Source organism: Chloracidobacterium validum (genome assembly GCF_018304825.1).
Lineage (GTDB): Bacteria > Acidobacteriota > Blastocatellia > Chloracidobacteriales > Chloracidobacteriaceae > Chloracidobacterium > Chloracidobacterium validum.
The window spans coordinates 532,200-549,993 of record NZ_CP072648.1 but is presented as its reverse complement, the minus strand read 5'-3'; the positions used below and the strand labels follow the sequence as shown (position 1 = coordinate 549,993).

The 17,794-nt window shown below is 58.8% G+C and carries 15 protein-coding genes; 2 read left to right on the top strand and 13 right to left on the bottom strand.

The features are described 5' to 3' along the window. Positions 1-320: 320 nt before the first annotated feature. The 13 genes from J8C06_RS02295 to J8C06_RS02235 form a co-directional block, all read right to left on the bottom strand. Entirely contained in the window at positions 321-1,784 is a 1,464-nt protein-coding gene (locus J8C06_RS02295; RefSeq protein WP_211429181.1) for an NADP-dependent isocitrate dehydrogenase, read from the bottom strand. Between the two features lie 168 nt (positions 1,785-1,952). Further along, the gene (locus tag J8C06_RS02290) at positions 1,953-4,298 is read right to left on the bottom strand and encodes an ATP-dependent Clp protease ATP-binding subunit (RefSeq protein ID WP_211429180.1); all 2,346 of its coding nucleotides are present in this window, start codon (positions 4,296-4,298) and stop codon (positions 1,953-1,955) included. Positions 4,299-5,199: 901 nt separating this feature from the next. Next, the gene (locus J8C06_RS02285) at positions 5,200-5,847 is read right to left on the bottom strand and encodes a hypothetical protein (protein WP_211429179.1); all 648 of its coding nucleotides are present in this window, start codon (positions 5,845-5,847) and stop codon (positions 5,200-5,202) included. A 105-nt stretch (positions 5,848-5,952) separates the two neighbouring features. Next, positions 5,953-6,693, bottom strand: coding sequence for an orotidine-5'-phosphate decarboxylase (gene pyrF / locus J8C06_RS02280; protein ID WP_211429178.1), 741 nt, complete (start codon positions 6,691-6,693; stop codon positions 5,953-5,955). 92 nt (positions 6,694-6,785) lie between these two features. Continuing rightward, the gene (locus J8C06_RS02275; protein WP_211429177.1) at positions 6,786-8,111 is read right to left on the bottom strand and encodes a lytic transglycosylase domain-containing protein; all 1,326 of its coding nucleotides are present in this window, start codon (positions 8,109-8,111) and stop codon (positions 6,786-6,788) included. A 181-nt stretch (positions 8,112-8,292) separates the two neighbouring features. Beyond that, entirely contained in the window at positions 8,293-9,300 is a 1,008-nt protein-coding gene (gene pta / locus J8C06_RS02270; protein ID WP_211429176.1) for a phosphate acetyltransferase, read from the bottom strand. Next, entirely contained in the window at positions 9,263-10,222 is a 960-nt protein-coding gene (ftcD, locus tag J8C06_RS02265) for a glutamate formimidoyltransferase (RefSeq protein WP_211429175.1), read from the bottom strand. The genes pta and ftcD overlap by 38 nt, the downstream gene beginning before the upstream one ends. Before the next feature lie 28 nt (positions 10,223-10,250). Then, the gene (dps, locus tag J8C06_RS02260; protein WP_211429174.1) at positions 10,251-10,745 is read right to left on the bottom strand and encodes a DNA starvation/stationary phase protection protein Dps; all 495 of its coding nucleotides are present in this window, start codon (positions 10,743-10,745) and stop codon (positions 10,251-10,253) included. A 96-nt stretch (positions 10,746-10,841) separates the two neighbouring features. Next, the gene (locus tag J8C06_RS02255) at positions 10,842-11,357 is read right to left on the bottom strand and encodes an NADPH-dependent FMN reductase (protein ID WP_211429173.1); all 516 of its coding nucleotides are present in this window, start codon (positions 11,355-11,357) and stop codon (positions 10,842-10,844) included. Positions 11,358-11,430: 73 nt separating this feature from the next. Further along, positions 11,431-11,919, bottom strand: coding sequence for a rubrerythrin family protein (locus J8C06_RS02250; protein WP_211429172.1), 489 nt, complete (start codon positions 11,917-11,919; stop codon positions 11,431-11,433). A 73-nt stretch (positions 11,920-11,992) separates the two neighbouring features. Continuing rightward, entirely contained in the window at positions 11,993-12,433 is a 441-nt protein-coding gene (locus J8C06_RS02245; RefSeq protein WP_211429171.1) for a Fur family transcriptional regulator, read from the bottom strand. Between the two features lie 90 nt (positions 12,434-12,523). Further along, complete coding sequence (locus J8C06_RS02240; RefSeq protein ID WP_211429170.1) at positions 12,524-14,506, bottom strand: serine/threonine-protein kinase; 1,983 nt, start codon at positions 14,504-14,506, stop codon at positions 12,524-12,526. 161 nt (positions 14,507-14,667) lie between these two features. Further along, complete coding sequence (locus tag J8C06_RS02235; protein WP_211429169.1) at positions 14,668-15,063, bottom strand: DUF2752 domain-containing protein; 396 nt, start codon at positions 15,061-15,063, stop codon at positions 14,668-14,670. Positions 15,064-15,136: 73 nt separating this feature from the next. On the opposite strand from J8C06_RS02235, the gene J8C06_RS02230 reads away from it, so the two are divergent. Continuing rightward, positions 15,137-17,062: a tetratricopeptide repeat protein gene (locus J8C06_RS02230; protein WP_211429168.1), complete on the top strand. Its 1,926-nt coding sequence runs from the start codon at positions 15,137-15,139 to the stop codon at positions 17,060-17,062. A gap of 24 nt (positions 17,063-17,086) precedes the next feature. Beyond that, positions 17,087-17,764: a PilZ domain-containing protein gene (locus tag J8C06_RS02225; RefSeq protein WP_211429167.1), complete on the top strand. Its 678-nt coding sequence runs from the start codon at positions 17,087-17,089 to the stop codon at positions 17,762-17,764. Positions 17,765-17,794: the final 30 nt, after the last annotated feature.

Here is a 17,794-nt window from a genome sequence, read left to right as displayed (position 1 = left end):
CTCACTGTTACAAAGGCACATCAATTAGGCAACCTGTTTCACCTGGCTTGTCAAGCAAGTTTTTGCTTTCTGGCGCTGGCTGTCCGGTCATTCAGTTGAAATCCCTCCTCCGCGCACGTCCGCAACATCTGACCAGCTCTTGACCAGTCGCCAGCGCGGCTTCGGGACCGGTCGGGAATAACAAACCCCGCCCTTGCGGACGGGGTACGTGCTCATTGGTTTTGACCGCTCGCAATCGGTCGTGGTTTTCAGGGACTTTGCCGGCGCTGCCGCGCGCAAACCCTAGCTCGCGCGCCGTATGGACAATCCGGCTTCAGGGCCTAATCCTCACCCTGCGCCTTCGTGTATCCGGCTTCCCCATCAAACTCAGGCAGCTTTTCAATGTGCATCCAGCGGTACTGGCTACCGATGCGCTGAACCAAATCCAGAATCTGCGCGTCGGTGAGGTCGCCGGCAGCATCCCGCGCCACAAAGCGGCAACGGTAGTGATCCACGCAGTCGGTCATCGCGCCAACCGATGGATAGACTTTCGTTCCACGGTTGGAAATCATCTTGAGCTTGAGCGCGCTGCCCTCGGCCAGGGCTTCGAGCGCCGGCCCAAGCTGTTCAGGGAGTTGGCCCGTTTCCACGAAAATGTCGGCGCCAATGGTCCGCCGCGTCTCGGCCTTGACCACGTCCGGCGCGGCCGGAAAGGTCGGCATGACAATCGGCTTGTAGTCGCGGACCCGCCAGTTTTCAGATTGCTTGCCCAAGTTGTTGATGATGGCGTCGGTAAAGGCGCGCGTCCCAACCGCTTTGGCGTCACCAACAATATCGCGGGTGAGGATGCCCTGTTCGAGCGTCACCAGAAGCGCATGCTCGATCTTGATGGCCGCCTCGAACTCACCCAAGTGACGCAGCATCATCACACCCGACATCAGCACGGCCGTTGGATTGATGACATCCTTACCGGCGTACTTGGGCGCCGACCCATGAACGGCCTCGAAAATCGCCACCTCGCTGCCGATGTTGGCTGAAGGCGCGAAGCCCAAACCGCCGATCAACCCGGAGGTCAGGTCGCTGAGAATGTCACCGTTCATGTTTGTCGTGACGATGACATCAAACTGCTCTGGACGCTTCACCAACTGGTGCGCGCAGTTATCAATGATGATGTGATTGGCTTCGATGTCGGGATACTCAGGCGCAATGGCTTCAAAGGTGCGTTTGAGCATGCCCTCGGTTTGCTTCATGATGTTGGACTTGGTGGCGCAGTGAACGCGGGTCCGTCCCTCTGACCGCGCAAACTCAAACGCCAGCCGGACGATTTTCTCGCAGCCCTTGCGCGAAATGAGCTTCAGGCACTGCGCCACGCCGGGCGTCTGCATGTGTTCGATCCCGGCATAGAGGTCTTCGACGTTTTCGCGGACAACCACCATGTCCAGTCGCCGCCCGGTAAACGGCGTCGGCACGCCCGGCATCTCGCGCACCGGACGAATGTTGCCGTAGGTCTCGAAGAGCTTGCGCAATGTCACGTTGGCGCTCTTTTCGCCAAAGCCGACCGGCGTTTCAAGCGGCCCCTTCAACACGACGCGCGTCTTGGAAATCGACTCAATCGTTTCAGGCAAAACGCCCGACGGTACACCTTGCTGGAAAACACTTGCGCCGGCCGCGCGTTCTTCCCACGCAACCGCCGCCCCCGTTGCCTCGATGATGCGGCGGGTGGCCTCAACGCATTCCGGCCCGATACCGTCCCCTGGAATCAGGGTGACGAGCTTTTTGCCGTCCTCAGTGATGTGAAATGGCATAGAACGATGACCTCAAAGAAGAGTGTGCGAAAGCGCACATAGCCTTGGCAGTCTAGTCGGCGGCGGCAGGACGGTCAAGAAATGGCACGGAAAGCAAGGATGGCGTCGTTGCCCAATACCAACGACGCCATCCAGCGCACCGAAGTGCTGACACCAAACTCATCCCCTTTAGGTGGCCGCCAACACCTCCGTAGGCTCCACCACGAGGGCGCGGAACTGAAGCTGATCATCCGCCACGAACACTTCGACCTGCGTCACATCCTTGAAATCACCGCGAATGACCGCATCGGAAAGCGGGTCCTCGACAAAGCGCTGCAATGCGCGCCGGAGTGGCCGCGCCCCATATTGGCGTTCGGATGCCGTTTGCTGAACAATCCAGCGGAGCGCTTCCGGGGTGGCGGTCAGCGCCAACCCACGGTGGACGAGCGTTTCATTGAGGTGGGCAAACAACAGGGCGACGATGGCTTCGAGGTCGGCTTCGACGAGCGGTTCAAAAAGGATGATGTCATCCAACCGATTGATGAACTCCGGGCTGAAGGTCTGCCGGACGGCATTCATCACCGAAGCCTCGTCATCTGACTGACCGCTCGGATGGAAGCCGAGGCGTCCGCGTTTCTGAATCAGCCGGGCCCCGATATTCGAGGTCAAAATGATGATGCAGTTCTTGAAGTTGACGGTAGTGCCCAGGCTATCGGTGAGCTGTCCGTCTTCGAGAACCTGCAACAGCAGGTTGAACAAGTCTGGGTGCGCTTTCTCGATTTCGTCGAAAAGCAACACCGAGTAGGGATGCCGTCGGACACGCTCGGTCAACTGCCCGCCTTCTTCGTGGCCGACGTAACCGGGCGGGGAGCCGATTAACTTGGCAACGGCGTGCTTCTCCATATATTCCGACATGTCGAAACGGATGAGTGCGCGCTCCGTGCCAAAGAGCAGTTCCGCCAGCGTGCGCGCCGACTCGGTCTTGCCAACACCGGTCGGCCCAAGGAACAGGAAGCTGCCGACCGGCCGCTTCGGACTGCGGACGCCGGCCCGCGAGCGCCGGATGGCGCGGGCAAGAGCTGAGATTGCTCGATCCTGACTAATGACCCGGCGGTGCAGCTCGTCTTCGAGGCGCAGAAGCTTCTGCACATCGTCTTCCTTGAGCGCGGCAACCGGAATCCCCGTCCAGCGGGCAATGACTTCTTCCACGTCGGCGCGCGAAACGACCGTCACCGGCGCGGGGGCTTCCGGGGCTGGCGATGACTCATTGCCAAAGTTTGTAAAGTAGCCGGTCCGCCGGGGCGCTGGCGGGAGCTGGGCCGCCCGAAGCTTAACCTGCGTGCCAGCTTCATCAATCAGGTCAATCGCCTTGTCTGGCAAGAAGCGATCCACAATGTAGCGATTCGACTGATGAACCGCCGCGGCCAGGGCCTCTGGCGTGTACGTCACGCCATGGAAGTCTTCGTATTTTTCCTTCAAGCCAGCCAGGATGACGAGAGCATCATCCTCACTGGGCGGCGCGACGGGAACCGACTGGAACCGCCGCTCAAGGGAACGATCCTTTTCAATACTGCGCCGGAAATCGGCCGGAGTCGTCGCGCCGATGCACTGAATCTCGCCACGCGACAGCGCCGGCTTCATGATATTCGCTGCATCCAGTGAGCCTTCAGCCGAGCCAGCGCCAACAAGGGTGTGAATCTCGTCAATAAACACAATGATGTTCCGCGCTTCGGCCAGCTCGCGCATGATGTTTTTGAGGCGTTCTTCAAACTGCCCACGGTATTTCGTTCCAGCCACAATCAAGCTCAAGTCAAGCGCGACGATCCGTTTATCGGCCAGAAAGCGGGGTACTTCACCGCTGACGATCCGCTGGGCGAGTCCCTCGACAATGGCGGTTTTGCCCACCCCTGGTTCGCCAATCAGTAGGGGATTGTTTTTGTTGCGACGACAGAGAATCTGAATCACCCGCTCGATCTCGACGCTCCGCCCGATGAGGGGATCGAGCATTCGACGCGCCGCCATGTCGGTCAGATCGCGGCTGTATTCGGCAATGCCACTGGTTTCCTTTTTGTTGCTGCCGGTTGGCGTCGCTGGCGGTGGCGGCGATAGGGTTCGCAAAATCTCCTCACGGATGGCGTGTGGACGCAAGCCGTGTTCATAGAGGATGCGTGCCGCGAGGCTGTTTTCTTCCCGCAGCAAAGCCAACAGCAAGTGCTCCGTGCCGATTGCGCGCAAGTTCATGCGCTCCGCTTCCTCGGCGGCATGAACCAAAATGCGCTTGGCTTCGGGAGATAAGGGTAAATCCATCGCTACGGTCGTGCGCTCACGCCGTACCGTGCGGGCTTCGATGTCACGCCGTACACCATCGAGTGTCAGGTGCGCCTTGAGAAAGAACCGATTGGCCAGCACCTTGTCTTCGCGCATCAGTCCCAGTAACAGGTGCTCGGCATCAATGGATGACGCCCCGAACTGGCCGGCTTCATACCGGGCAAAGAAAACGACCCGACGGGCCTTTTCGGTGTATCGCTCGAACATAACGTGAGTTCCTAGCTAAATAGGTCAATGTAACGTTGGCTACCTGATGAGGACGCAGCCGGATAGCCAGAGGAAAGCCGCCGTGAGCAAGCCTAATCCAGATTATGCGCCGATGAAAGGAACTCCGTTCGTACCGAAAGGGACACTGCATCATTTTCAAGGGTTGGCTTTTCAAGGTTACCGCCCCATGAGCGGGCGCTTACGGAGGACTTCAGCGGCGAGGCGGACTTCAGTGGTGGGTGGGGGAATGCCCCTGAGTCCGAAACTCGAAGCGTTCTAGTGAGAAATTTCAAGTCTGGAGATAGAGCACGCCCTGATGAAAGGTACAAAGCCTGTAGCCAGGCGAGCCGACCAAAAACCTGGCTAGCGATAGCGGCGTGATAAGGAGTCGTCCACCGGGGGGATGGACGCAGGTCAGGTCGGCGACGAGGCTGGTAGGACGACGTTTCATCGCCCTACCGTAAGACTATGTGCTGCCATGGGCAGCATCGCTTGACTGGTTACTTGTATGGGCTAATGGTCAGTCTTCAGCCTTCGGCTCGCGGCCAAGATTGCTACTCAACTGGCGAGCAAGATTTTCACGTAATTCATCAGCCGCGCGAGCAAGAAGTTTGCCCGCTACGGCGCTCGCTGAAGTGGCTTGTCCGAGCATGACGTACGTTTCCAGAACGGCCATTGTCTGACGACTCACCGGAATGGTAAGGCTTTGCGCCACCCTTCCACGGCGCTTTTTTGTTTCACCTGGCGTGGATGACTGTTTTGTGTTTGGCATATGCTTTACGTTCCCCTTTGTGGGCTATTTTTGGTCATGACTTCAAGTGGCGAGAATGACTTGAAAGTACCTACCCGTTTATAAACGAACCCAGGGAAAAAGGGGAAATACTTTTTCTCTAGACTTGCTTTAGCTGACCACTGACAACAGGGGGTCTGGATCGGCGATCGGGGATAGTGCGGCGGCTTGCGCCAAACGGATTGAATCACCCAGTTTTTCCGTTATACGCCGGCTTCCCTGGAGCAATATCGTCTGGGTCGAACCTTCCTTATTCCTTGCCAGCACACCAAGGTAATACCGTTTCTTTTGAACGAGATAAGCCAGTGGACCAAGCACGGCGGCGCGAAACCCCGTCAACTGCCATTCACCATAACTCCGCACCGCTTCCAGCTCGATATAGGGTATCACCATTTCGGACTGCCACCCTTGATGGTGCAGGCTCGTCAGGGCAAGTCCGCGCTCGAATAGCTGAATGGCGCTGTAGGCGCGTTCAGACTCATCTACATCTGCGATATTGATGCGATCGAGCACGACTGGCTCACTGGTCGCAGCACCCAAATCATGGGCTTCCGCCAAGCTGCTCAACCGCTCTCGGTCACGGGTATCCACTCGGGTCGCCTGGCGTACCAAGTCCCGAAAAACAAAGACCCAGACGGCATACATCGTTCCAATCGCAACCACCGTGAACGTAATGCGCATCGGTAACGGCAATTGATTGAAACTTGGCGCATCTTGGAGAAAAACAACCAAGCTCGGCGTCATCAGCAGTGGAAGCATGGGCATAGACCTCGGATGGAAAGCAGTCAGGTAACCTGCTTCCAACATAGTCAATTTGCTTCCTGTACGTGAAAAGAAAACACACGGCCGCCGCCCGGTGCGTTGTCAGGTGGCGGTCATCTCATCCAGGAGTCGCTGGGCAGCCGCGGCGGGATCGGGCGCAGCCGTGATTGGCCGTCCAATCACCAAGTACGTTGCACCGGCCGCCAGGGCGTCGCTTGGCGTTGCCACGCGCCGCTGGTCATCTGGGAGGGCGCTGCGTGGGCGAATACCCGGCGTCACGATGACGAAGTCATCGGGCACCAGGCTCCGAACGGTGGGGATTTCATGTGGCGAGCAAACAATGCCGCCCAGGCCGCACTCTACAGCCAGTCGCGTCAACCGTGACACGACTTGTTCAGGCGTTCCGAGGATGCCAACCTCGTCGAGTGTCGCCTGATCGGCACTTGTCAACAGCGTGACCCCCAGAATGACCGGACGAGCGCCATGCATTGGCGGCGCGTTCCCTGGCATGGTTGCCAAGGCGGCGCTTGCCGCCTGAAGCATCGCCCGACCACCCAGTGTATGTACCGTGCACAGATGAACGCCAAGCTGTGCCGCTGACACCACCGCACCGGCAACCGTATTGGGGATGTCATGGAACTTCAAATCCAGAAACACGCGCGCGCCCGTCGCCAGCGCCAAGGCCACAATTGACGGGCCGGCTGCCGTAAACAACGTTTTTCCGATCTTGAACCCACCAACGTAGGGCGACAATCCATGAACGAGCCGCTCGGCGAAAGCCGGGTCTGGGGTGTCAAGCGCCACGAAAAGCCGCGCGGCCGGCGAAAGCTCAGGGCTGGTCATGCAGCGCACGAAAAAGCCCCGTTTGGAGCATCCCAGCTAGGAACGCAGCCAACGGGGCCGAAGAGTCCTTCAGTCGAGCAACCAAATCGGTCTTAGTACCGCGTACGATAACGACGACCCGTCGTGCGGGCATTGCGCGTGGTATAACGCGGCTGGGCCACCGACCGGCCTTCGGCCAAGGTCGGGGTAGCCGGCGCTGAACCAAGCCGGTCCTGTGGTGTAAGCGCAGCATAGGCTACGGCAAACCGCTCGCGTGTACCGGCGGGAATCTTGAGGTTGAAACCGGTCGGCGCAAGTCCCCGGTGCAGTTCCGGGTTGAGCGTTGAAAGTTCACTGATTGGCATCTGGAGCGCCTCAGCAGCCACAGCTAGCGAGGTTGGTGTGTCAAGCGGGAAGGTGTCATACCGCATGGGCGGTTCAGGGGTCACATCGAAACCATACTGCTTCTGATTTTTAGCAATTGCAATCACCGCCAGAATTGCCGGGACATAATTCTGGGTTTCACGGGGTAGCAGTGCACGCTGGTGTAGTTCCCAGAAGTCGGCATAGCCGCACCGCTCAATCGCGCGCTCGACATTCCGCTCACCACAGTTATAGGCGGCCATTGCCAGCAACCAGTCACCGGCAAAGTAGTTGTGCAAAAACTTGAGATAACGCGCCGCAGCGCGGGTTGAAGCTTCAGGCGCGACCCGCTCATCCATGTAAGCGTCTTGGCGGAGACCAAAACGCGCACCCGTTCCTGGAATGAACTGCCAAATACCGCGCGCCTTGGCGAAGGACAACGCGCGGGGCTGCCAAACCGACTCGACCTGCGCCAGCCAGATTAGGTCTTTTGGCACACCTTCCTCGGCGAAGATGCGCTCGGCCATCTCACGGTAGCGGCCTGAGCGAACCAGTCCGCGCTCCATCGTGGCGCGTCCCCGCCCAACCGTGTAGAAGTTCATGAACTGGTAAACCTGAGCTGTCACCGTGAACTTGAAGTCAAAGTTTGACATATCAAGCTCGCTCGTTGGGCGAGTGCTAATGCGGCTCACGTCCAGCGCGGCCAGCTCATCCCGATAGGAACCACTTGCCACCAGCGCCGATTGACGCAACCCAGTTTGCAAGAGTTCGATACGCCCTTGTAATTCAAAAGCGTAAGCCTGAACGTCCTGTTCAGCGCGAAGTTGCTCTGGCGCTTGTTCAAGCACGGATTTAGCCGCGGCAAAACACCGTTGAGCGGCCTCAAAGTTTCCGTTGCGGAAGGCTTCTTCACCTTGCCTGTAGTGCCGCTCGGCGGTCGCAATGAGCGTACGTCCAGGCGAACTAGTCGGCGCAATCGTGGTTGGCACGGGCGACTGCGCCAACGTCACGGACGCTCCGCAAGCGGTCAACACGCAGAATGCGGACGCGCGCCAAAGACTAATGTATGAAGTCATGGCTTCTCCAAAAAATCGCGGTCTGAATGGCGTCGAGATTCCGAGCGCACAATCTGTGAGAACGGATTAGGACGGAAACAAGAAACACTCAGGAATCTCAACCAGAAGTGCCCGCCTTCTATCACCAATGTGAAAGGGGTGTCAAACCTATCTGTCGGAACTAGCCAGCGGCGGCCCTATGCTAGGAAGCCCGCAACTGCTCCGACTGAAGCGCGGTCAAGGCGATGGCATCCAGGATGTCGCTGGCGTCACAGCCCCGCGACAGGTCATTGGCTGGCTTGGCAAGTCCCTGCAAAATTGGGCCAATGGCAGTCGCCTGCCCCAACCGCTCAACCAGTTTGTAGGCAATGTTGGCGGCTTCAAGGCTCGGAAAAATAAGCACGTTTGCTTGCCCGGCAACGGGGCTGCCGGGAGCTTTGCGGGCTCCAACGACCGGCACAATAGCGGCATCCGCTTGGATTTCCCCATCCACGAGGAGGTTCGGCTGGCGCGCGGACACCAAGCGGACAGCCTCCGCAACCTTGTCCACCAGCGGATGATCCGCGCTGCGCCGGGTGGAAAACGACAGTAGGGCCACCCGTGGCTCCACGCCTAGAAACGTACGGCAGTTTTCAGCAGCAGCAATGGCAATGTCGGCCAACTCAGCCGATGACGGCTCGATTACAATGGCGCAGTCCGCAAACAAAAAGCTGCCATTCGCGCCAAAGGCTGGCTCCTTGACGGTCACCAGCATGAAGCTCGAAACAATGTTGAAGCCGGGGGCTAACCCAATCACCTGGAGCGCGGCCCGCACTGTTTTTGCCGTCGAGTGGGTCGCTCCGGCGACTGAACCATCAGCTTGGCCGGTGTGAACCAGCATATTCCCGAAATACAGCGGATCGCGCATCACCTCACGCGCCTGCTCCAGGGTCAGTCCCTTGGATCGCCGGCGTTCATAAAACGCCTGGGCGAATGACTCATGGGCCGGATCCGTGCCTGGTTCGACGATTGGAAAACGGTCTGGTTCAAGTCCCAGCTCGCGGGCGCGGGACCGAATCAGGGCAGCATCGCCCAACAAGGTCACGCGAGCCGTTCCCTGGTCAAGGCACATGGCTGCCGCCCGCAGCGTGCGGGGGTCGTCGCCTTCCGGTAACACAATGTGCTTGTTGAGTTCAGCCGCCCGCCGCCGGAGATTTTCCAGTAATGTCATGCTTGCCTCCCACCCCTTCTTCGTCACTTATGAGCTTCAGCCGTCGTTCCAGGATTTTTTCATCCGGGAACAGAGCGCCGGCCAGTGCCCCCTCGAAACAGCTACCATCAAACCCGACGGCGGAAGCCGCCGTCGGTATGAGACCAACCAATTCAGGACGCCCAACCGCCACGGCATGGCGTTTTGCCGCAGCGACCACCGCGTTGAAGACATCAACCGGGCGAGTTTGGCGCGTGTCCGTCAGGTTCATCGAAACCTGCACCGTCCCACGCGAAGCCAGCCGCAAACCAAGCGCCTTGACGCCCGGCAAGCCGCTCTGGGCCGCGCGCAGGTCACGCGCAATCGCTTTGGCGACATCCAGCGCGTCGGTCAACAGCTCCACATTGAAAGCAATGAGGTAATCCCGCGCCCCGATGGCAACGGCACCGGCGGTTGGGTGAGGTTGAGCCGGACCGAAGTCAGGCCGCGGAAAGGTTGGTGACGTACGAATAGCCCGGCGAATGGCTGCCAAATCCCGGTAAGCTGGCTGGCATGCGGCTTCGCCATAACAAAACACGGGAAGCCCATATTCGCCTGCCACCCGGCGGCCGACCCGGTGTGCCAGCGCGACACACTCGGCCATCGTGACGCCTGACACCGGGACAAAGGGCACGACATCGGCCACGCCAATGCGTGGATGGACGCCAACATGCGTCTGAAGCGTTAACCGCGCCACGGCGGCCGCGACACCGGCTAGGGCAGCCCGCTCAACCATCTCCGGCGCCCCAACAAAGGTCACGACGGATCGGTGGTGGTCAACGTCTCGATGAACATCCAGGACGGATTGCCCTAAAGCGCGTTCGATCTGCGCGACGATGGCGGCGACCACGTCGGGCCGCCGCCCCTCGCTGAAGTTTGGAACGCATTCAACCAATGAAGGCATGAGATGAAGGCATGAAAAGCAGGCCCATTCAGCGGGGCGCTTGCAAGTGAGCCTCCAGCAGCCACAAGCGCTTGTCAACAGCGCGGGAGATGCCGGTATAGAGATCGGCCGTATCGGCGTCGCCTAAAGCATCCGTTTCAGCAATGGTCGCTCTAACGTGTTTGGCAAACGGCGCGTAGCGTTCCACCAGTGCCTTGACGTGATCCAGCCCATCCTGGATGTCGGTTGGATATTCCGGCAGCGTCGAACCGGCCGCGGCCATCCGGGCCGTGCCCATGGCTGTGCCACCTAATGCCGTCACCCGCTCGGCAAGGTCATCAACAAAGCCGTCCAACTCGCCGGCCATGTCATCAAATAGCTCGTGGAGCGCGAAGAATTGTGGTCCCTTGACATTCCAGTGGGCTTGCTTGACCTGGGTTTTGAGATCGAGTGCCGTTGCCAACGACTGGTTGAGCAGCCGAATGACCGAAACCCGAATCTCTTCTGGAAGGTCAATTTGCGTTGCGTGAAGTCGTTCACTCATAACGTTCCTCCTGTGGAAAAAGCTGTGAAAATGTGGAACCGTGGCAGAACAATGGACGCGCTCCAACTCAATCCATCACCCAGTGATACGACTGAGTTAGGCATAGCGAAGTTTCATCGAAGCTTCAGCCAGTTGCTCGATTCGCGTCTCGACTTTGGGCGAAGTGAGTTTTCCATCGGCGAAGTCCGCATAGGTAGCATAGACGAAGCGTGGGACGATCACGGCTCGAAAGTCCAGCATCAAAGAGTTAGCCAATCCCAGCACAGACATATAGCTGCTCTGTCCACCGGCTGCGCAGAGAAAAGCAACGATCTTGTCTTCCCAGGCCTGGCCGGTCAGCTCAATCAAATTTTTCGCGGCAGCGTTGACGTCATAGTTGTAAATCGGAACTGCCAGTGTCACCACGCGCGCCTTGGCAATCAAAGCTTCCAGGCTTGCCACTTGGGGATGTTCCCCGGCTGACTCACCATCACACAACGGCAGCGGATAATCGCGCAAATCCACCAACGCGGCGCGCGCGCCGCGTTGGGCATAAGACTGAACCAGGCGCTGGGCCATGATTCGGCTGTGGCTGCCAGACCGCAGGGACGTTGCCAAAACAAGATATTCCATGTCGAGGCTCCTGGTATTGAGCAGCGCCCGGCGTCGCCCGTGCCAACGGACGCCCGCCGCGCGCCGGTTCATCTCACGGCTGCACGCAATTGGCAGCGACCTTTTCGAGCGCGTCCGCGTAACGCTTCGCGTGCGCCGCCTCGACGCGCCCGAAAGCCTTGAATTGCTTGGCCGCCCGATTGAGCATGGCTTTGAAGCGTTCTGCATGTTCAAGCGACTCGGCCCCTTGCTCGATGAACTCCGCCACGGCATCAGCTTCACCTTCCTGCCGCGCTTCTTCGGCAAAGGTCGGATACATTTGCTCCGTTTCGTACATTTCGCCCTCGTAGGCAATCCGCAGCAGTTTCTCGACGGTCATTTCGGATTCTGGATACATCAACTGGAGATGCGCAAAGGCATGCCCGGTTTCTTCATCAGCCGTCCGCTCGAAAAGCTGGGCGACTTCCTCGTTGCCCAGCTTACGCGCCAACTGTCCAAAGTAAAGGTAACGGCGGTTTGCCATGGCTTCGCCGGCGAAAGCCGCCTGGAGGTTCTGCTCGGTTTTGGTTTTTGGTTCACGCATGGTGGTCGGTGTCTCCTTATTGCATAGAAAGTGCCTAGATTTAGACTCCATCTAAATCAGGAAGTAAAAAAAATCACGAGGTCACGTCTGATGTGGTCTGCACGCAAGTGGCGCACAAGCCACGTAACGTCAGCTCGAACCCCTCGATGACGTGTCGTCCAGGCAGCGTGCACTGCGGCCAGGGTGCAATCACATCGTAGTCCACATCTTCGACTCGCCCGCACCGCCGACAGACAAAGTGGTGGTGTGGGTCAAGGTTTGGATCAAAACGCATCACCCCGTCCTGCTGGATTTCAGCCAACTGACCGCTTTCCAAAAGCCAGTTAAGTGTGTTGTAAACCGTTGCCCGCGAAGCCATTGGAAACTTCGCATTCACAGCCGACCACACTTCATCGGCCGTCGGATGATGGGTGCACTGCTGTAAGTATTCGACAATGGCCAAGCGTTGCGGCGTCAGCTTCAGCCCCTGCGCGCGAATGAGGTCAGTCACATTTTGAACAGCGAGTCGTTTCATAACGAGGACTAGACTAAGTCTAAAAAAAGAAATTGTCAACTATGACTTGCCGGAACCGGCTGGCTGCGTGGCCACTGGCTGGCTTTCCGATTACCTCCGCCCAGCCGCCGCCTGCTCGGCGCGATACCGGTCAAGCTCGCGCGCGGAGACATTGACCAACTCAGCTTGCGTCGGCGCGACGCCAGCCAGCATATCGAGCGTCATCGGCCTGGATGCTACCACTTCAGACTGAAAGTGCAGTGGGATGCCCAAGATCGAACGCCGGTAATGTACCTGGAGCGTCACCTTCTGGTTGGGTGGATCAAGTCGTACCCGGATGCGCTCGGTTTGGAGCTTCAATGCCGCACACAGGTCCAAGGCGCGGTCGCGTAGTGTTGCCAATGGTTGCTGGCGGTCTTGGGCGAGTGTGGCAAGGCGGTGACTAAGTGCGGTGTTGGCTTGCCGGTATAGACCATAGATGACGAGGGCGTAACTAACTAATACAATTCCCATCAGTCCAACAGCCAAGCGCCCCCAGCGTCCAAGCGCTGACCAAGCAACCCGTTCAGACCACACACGATGCGGCATCGGTCGTGAATCAACTGGCGACGTGGCGTGGCGCAGCCGGACACGGTCTGCTGACAGCGCAGGTGATGATGGGCGCGCCTTTTGCTCAGTGGGCGGTGGGGCTTCGAGCGGTGGCGTTGCCAGCCGTCTCCCTAGCGGCTTGTCTGACGGCAACGCCGTCCCAACAGCGTCGCCTTCGGAAGGCAGGGCATCCGCCGTCTGAAGGCTTGGCAGCACTTGAAAGCTTGGCAACGGCTGGTCATCCGCTACCTCTGCCGATGCTGGCGACGGGTGTGCTCCAGGAAGCTTGACGGTAGCGGCACGTTGCTCGGCCACGGCGAGGCACTCCCGGCCCTCGTGAACCATGACGGCATCCTCTTGTGCCACTGGCGTGGGTGGCAACACTTTTACAGATGGGGCCGAGCGCACGACTGGCAACGGTGGCGCGACCGCAGCAGCTTCACGCAATTGCGCGCGGAAATCCCCGGTGACGCGCGCGATTGACGCTTCTGGCCGCCAGGCATCCGGGGCGGCGGATGGCAATTCGAATGCAAGCGAGGCCAGTGCCGTTTCGAGTTCGAGTGCGAGGTCAAGCGCCGTCGCCTGACGTTTTGCCGGGTTTTTGCTCAACGCCCGCATCACGCATAGCTCGACGGCCTCCGGCAAGTCTGGGCGCAAGTCGCGGAGTGGACGCGGCGTCGCCGTCACTTGCTGCATCATGACGGTGGTGGTGACCTTACCCGGAAATGGGACGTTACCGGTGAGTAATTCGTAGGCTAGCGTCCCCAAGCTGTAGATGTCAGAACGTGGGTCAAGGGGCTTACCTTCGCATTGCTCCGGTGACATGTAGTGGGGCGTTCCCATGACGCTGCCCGTCTCGGTATTGAAATCACTGCTGACGGCAACGGCATCTGCCAGCTTGGCGATGCCGAAATCGAGCACCCGTGGTATTTCTTCGTCATCCACGACCTCGATCATCACATTGTCGGGCTTGAGGTCACGGTGGATGATCCCCTTGCGGTGTGCGGCGTGCACGGCCGAACAGATTGGCTTCATCCAGCGAACGAGCTTTTCAAGCGCAACCCGACCCTGCTGGTCGAGGATGCGGCGCAGGCTCTTGCCTTCGATGAAATCCATCACGAGATAGGCCACGCCGTCGGGCGTGATGCCGAAATCCATGACGGAGACGATGTTGAGGTGCTTGAGCCGTCCAGCCATGGCGGCCTCGCGGCGGAAGCGCGCTAAAGCGTCTTCATCGGCAACGAGATCGCGGGAAAGCACTTTGACAGCGACCGTGCGGTGTATCAACAAGTGCCGCGCCCGATACACCGCCCCTGAGCCGCCGCGACCAATGCGGCGTTCAATGCTGTACTTGCCGTCGAGCGTCCGTCCAACAAATGGATCAGATTGAGAGGGACTGACTGGGGACGGCTCTGGAGCCATATTCAACGGCAAATGCATCGTCAAACCGGCGAGCAAAGCCGGTGGGACTGACGACGCGCCACTGGAAACGGAAGCGTCGCGCATGGCGAATCCTCATGGGATGGTTGGGGAAAAGTCGAACCTGGCTACAAACCAGCGCCTACCCATGCGTTGCGAAAGCTCCGGGCTGGCGCCAAAGCACGCCCAAACCTTGAGGAACTGTAAGTTACACGTCCAGAGACGCAAGTTCAACGGTGAATCTCCGCTCACCACAACCAGAGCTTGAGCGCCCAACTGAGCAGTATCCCAGTCACTACGACGAGGATGGTCAAGAAAGGGGGAAACCAGGCTTCGACTCGATTGACCCAGGAACGCTTTCCAACCAGATGCAGCAGGGAGCGCAACCACCACCACCCAAACAAGGCAAAAATCACTGGCGACATTGGGTGAAAATGGAGCGCTCGCTGCCATTCACCTTTTGCCAAGGCACAAAATGCGCGGGTCAAGCCGCAGGTAGGGCAGTCGATCCCGGTCGTCACTTTGAGCGTGCACAGCGACAGGGTGGGTACATCGGGAGGGCGATACCACAAGCTCACCACAAAAACCGCTGTCGTGAAGACGAGTCCAGACAGATATGCCATCATGGCAGTCCGGTTAAGCATATTGGGGGATGCATTAGGTACGGGGTCCATGTCCGCAAGCAATTGTTCACCTATCACGGAGGTGCAAGTCACCGTGCGTGACCGTCGGCCAGCCGCGATGTCGCCACGTGCGGCTTGTCTCTTGATTACCCTGGTGGTTGTGATTGGTTATGCGAACAGCCTCAACTGTGGCTTCGCGCAAGATGATGTCTTTGTCGTCACAATCAATCGCGCCATCCGCGACCTGCCACATGTTTACCGGGTCTTTGCTCAACCGTACTGGGGCATTGGCTACGAAGAATTGGCCACGTACCGTCCGATTGTCAACGTGAGCCTGGCGCTCAACTATGCTGTTCACGGCTTCCATCCACTCGGCTACCACTTGGTCAACCTGCTACTCCACGCCATCAACAGTTGTCTGGTGTACGGGTTGGTTCACACCTACACGCGCTGGTCACACCTTGCTCTGTTTACGGCGCTCCTTTTTGCAGCCCATCCAGTGCATGTTGAGGCCGTCACTCAGGTGGTGGGACGCACGGAGTTACTGGCAGCCAGTTTTGGTTTTCTCAGTTGGCACGCCTATTTGCGCACCGGAGAAGGTCGGCACTGGCGCTGGCTGGCGTGGGCCGCATTTGCCGTGGGAATGTACGCCAAGGAAAGTGCCATTACGCTCATTGGCGTTATTGGATTGGCTGAACTCTGCGCCGGGCGACTCCAAACACGCCAGGACTGGCAGCGCTTGCTGTTTGAGATGAGTGGATTTTTGGCGGTTGCTGGCAGCAACATTGTCACGCGCTGGCTCGTGAATGGACGCTTCGGCGTGCAAAGCGACCAAACCTACTTTCACAATGACCCTTGGCTGACCCGCATCCTCACCATGTCACAGGGCCTAGTGGAATACTTCCGCTTGCTTATTTTTCCCTACAAGCTCTGTGCTTTCTACGATTTCAGCTTTTTCCCGAAAGTCGCCACCCTTACCCCGCGGGTCGCGACGTCACTAACCCTCGTCGTGGTCGTTATTGGTCTTGGTATTTGGGCCTGGCGACGACAGCCGGTGGTCGCGTTCGCCATCCTGATGTTTTTCGTTTCGATCTCACTGGTTTCTAACATCATCGTCCCAACCGGACTCGTCATTGCTGAACGGGTGCTTTACCTGCCTTCGCTCTCTATTTGCCTTCTGGGTGGACTTGGGCTGGCTACTCTTTACGAACGGTCGCCGACTGGTCGTCGCGCGGCAATTTTGGCCTGTGTCACCATCCTTGGGCTGATGTCCTGGCGAACCATCACGCGCAATCCAGACTGGACGGACAACGAAGCCTACAGCCGGGCGCTATTGCGCGACGCGCCAGGCAACCCGAAGAGTTGGTTGGCCATGGCCAAAGTCTATGAAGATTCCGGCAATCTAGCCGCCGCGGAGGCAGCGCTCCAGCAAGCGATTGCAATTGGCGCGCATCGCGCCGCGCCGCGCACCGCGCTTGGTCAGCTTTACATGCGGCTGGATCGGCTGTCTGAAGCCGAAGCCCTGTTTCGGGACGCGATTGCGGGTAATCCGCTAGGGTGGCAGGCTTATTTTTCGCTGGCGAATTTACTTGCGCGCCAGGGACGAACAGCCGAGGCGCTGGACTGGTACGCCGCCGGAAAGCAACAGTACCTTCCTCCTGGCGACGTTTTGTCCAAGACGGCGGCTGGCTTTTACCGCGGAGGGCAATACGTCGAAGCCTGTGCCGTCTATGAAGATGCGCTACGACGTGACCCGTTCCTCGGCCAAACGTGGGCAGGCTATGGCATCACCCTGCTACGTCTCGGACGTATGGCAGAAGCCCGCGCGGCGCTCGAACAGGCAGTGACGCTTGATCCCAACCTAGCTGACGGCTGGATGAATTTAGGGAGCGTTTGTGGCGAGCAAGGTGATTACGTCGCGGCGCGACACGCATTCGCCGAGGCGATCAAGATTGATTCTTCTTCTGAGCAAGCTCATGCCAATCTTCGGCTGGCCACAGCGTTGGCCTTTTCTCATTGAGCGTAACAATGCAAAAATCAGTCAATGTCAAACTGGAAACTTTCGCTTGGCGCAGACTTGACAATCCTGACAACACCCATGGCGACAGCATCTAACCCCGTCGAGCGTGTGCAACCAACGAACTTTGAGTTAGCGCGACAGGCTTTTCAGCGAGGTGAGTATGAAGATGCCCTGATGCGCATCTACGCCGCGCTATGGAGCGACCCACCCGACCCCAATGTCCACCTTCTGCTGTGGGACGTTCTGGAAGCGCAGCGCCTCGAACGAAGCCGCGTAAAGCTGCTGCAACGGGCCATTGAGGAAGTGGCATTTTCGCGGAAGCCAAAAGCTCCACTGCCGGCCCTCGAACCTGACCCTGACCCAAATGGAAAACGCCGCGCGCCACGCTTTCCAGCCTCGCACCCGGTCATCCTGGTCTCGAATGACGTGCGGCGCAAGCTCTGGGCAGAGCTGGCCGTTGTCGAAGTCACCAGTCTGGTTGGCGCGCGGCTGCGCGTTGCGACTGAGTTTGCCCTAGGCGAACGGGTTCATCTTTTTGGCACACGCGGGGACGCCAGTGAAACCATCGAAGCCACGGTGCGCAATATCCGGCCCGATGACGAGGAAGAAGGGCGATTTCTTGCCGGGGTTGAGTTCTTGACGCCCGCTGGTGCATGGCTGTTGCCAAACCAGGAAAGCCGCCAACCGCTCGATGCTGGTTGAGCCTTGGTGCAGTTTAGCCGGGCCAGGTGG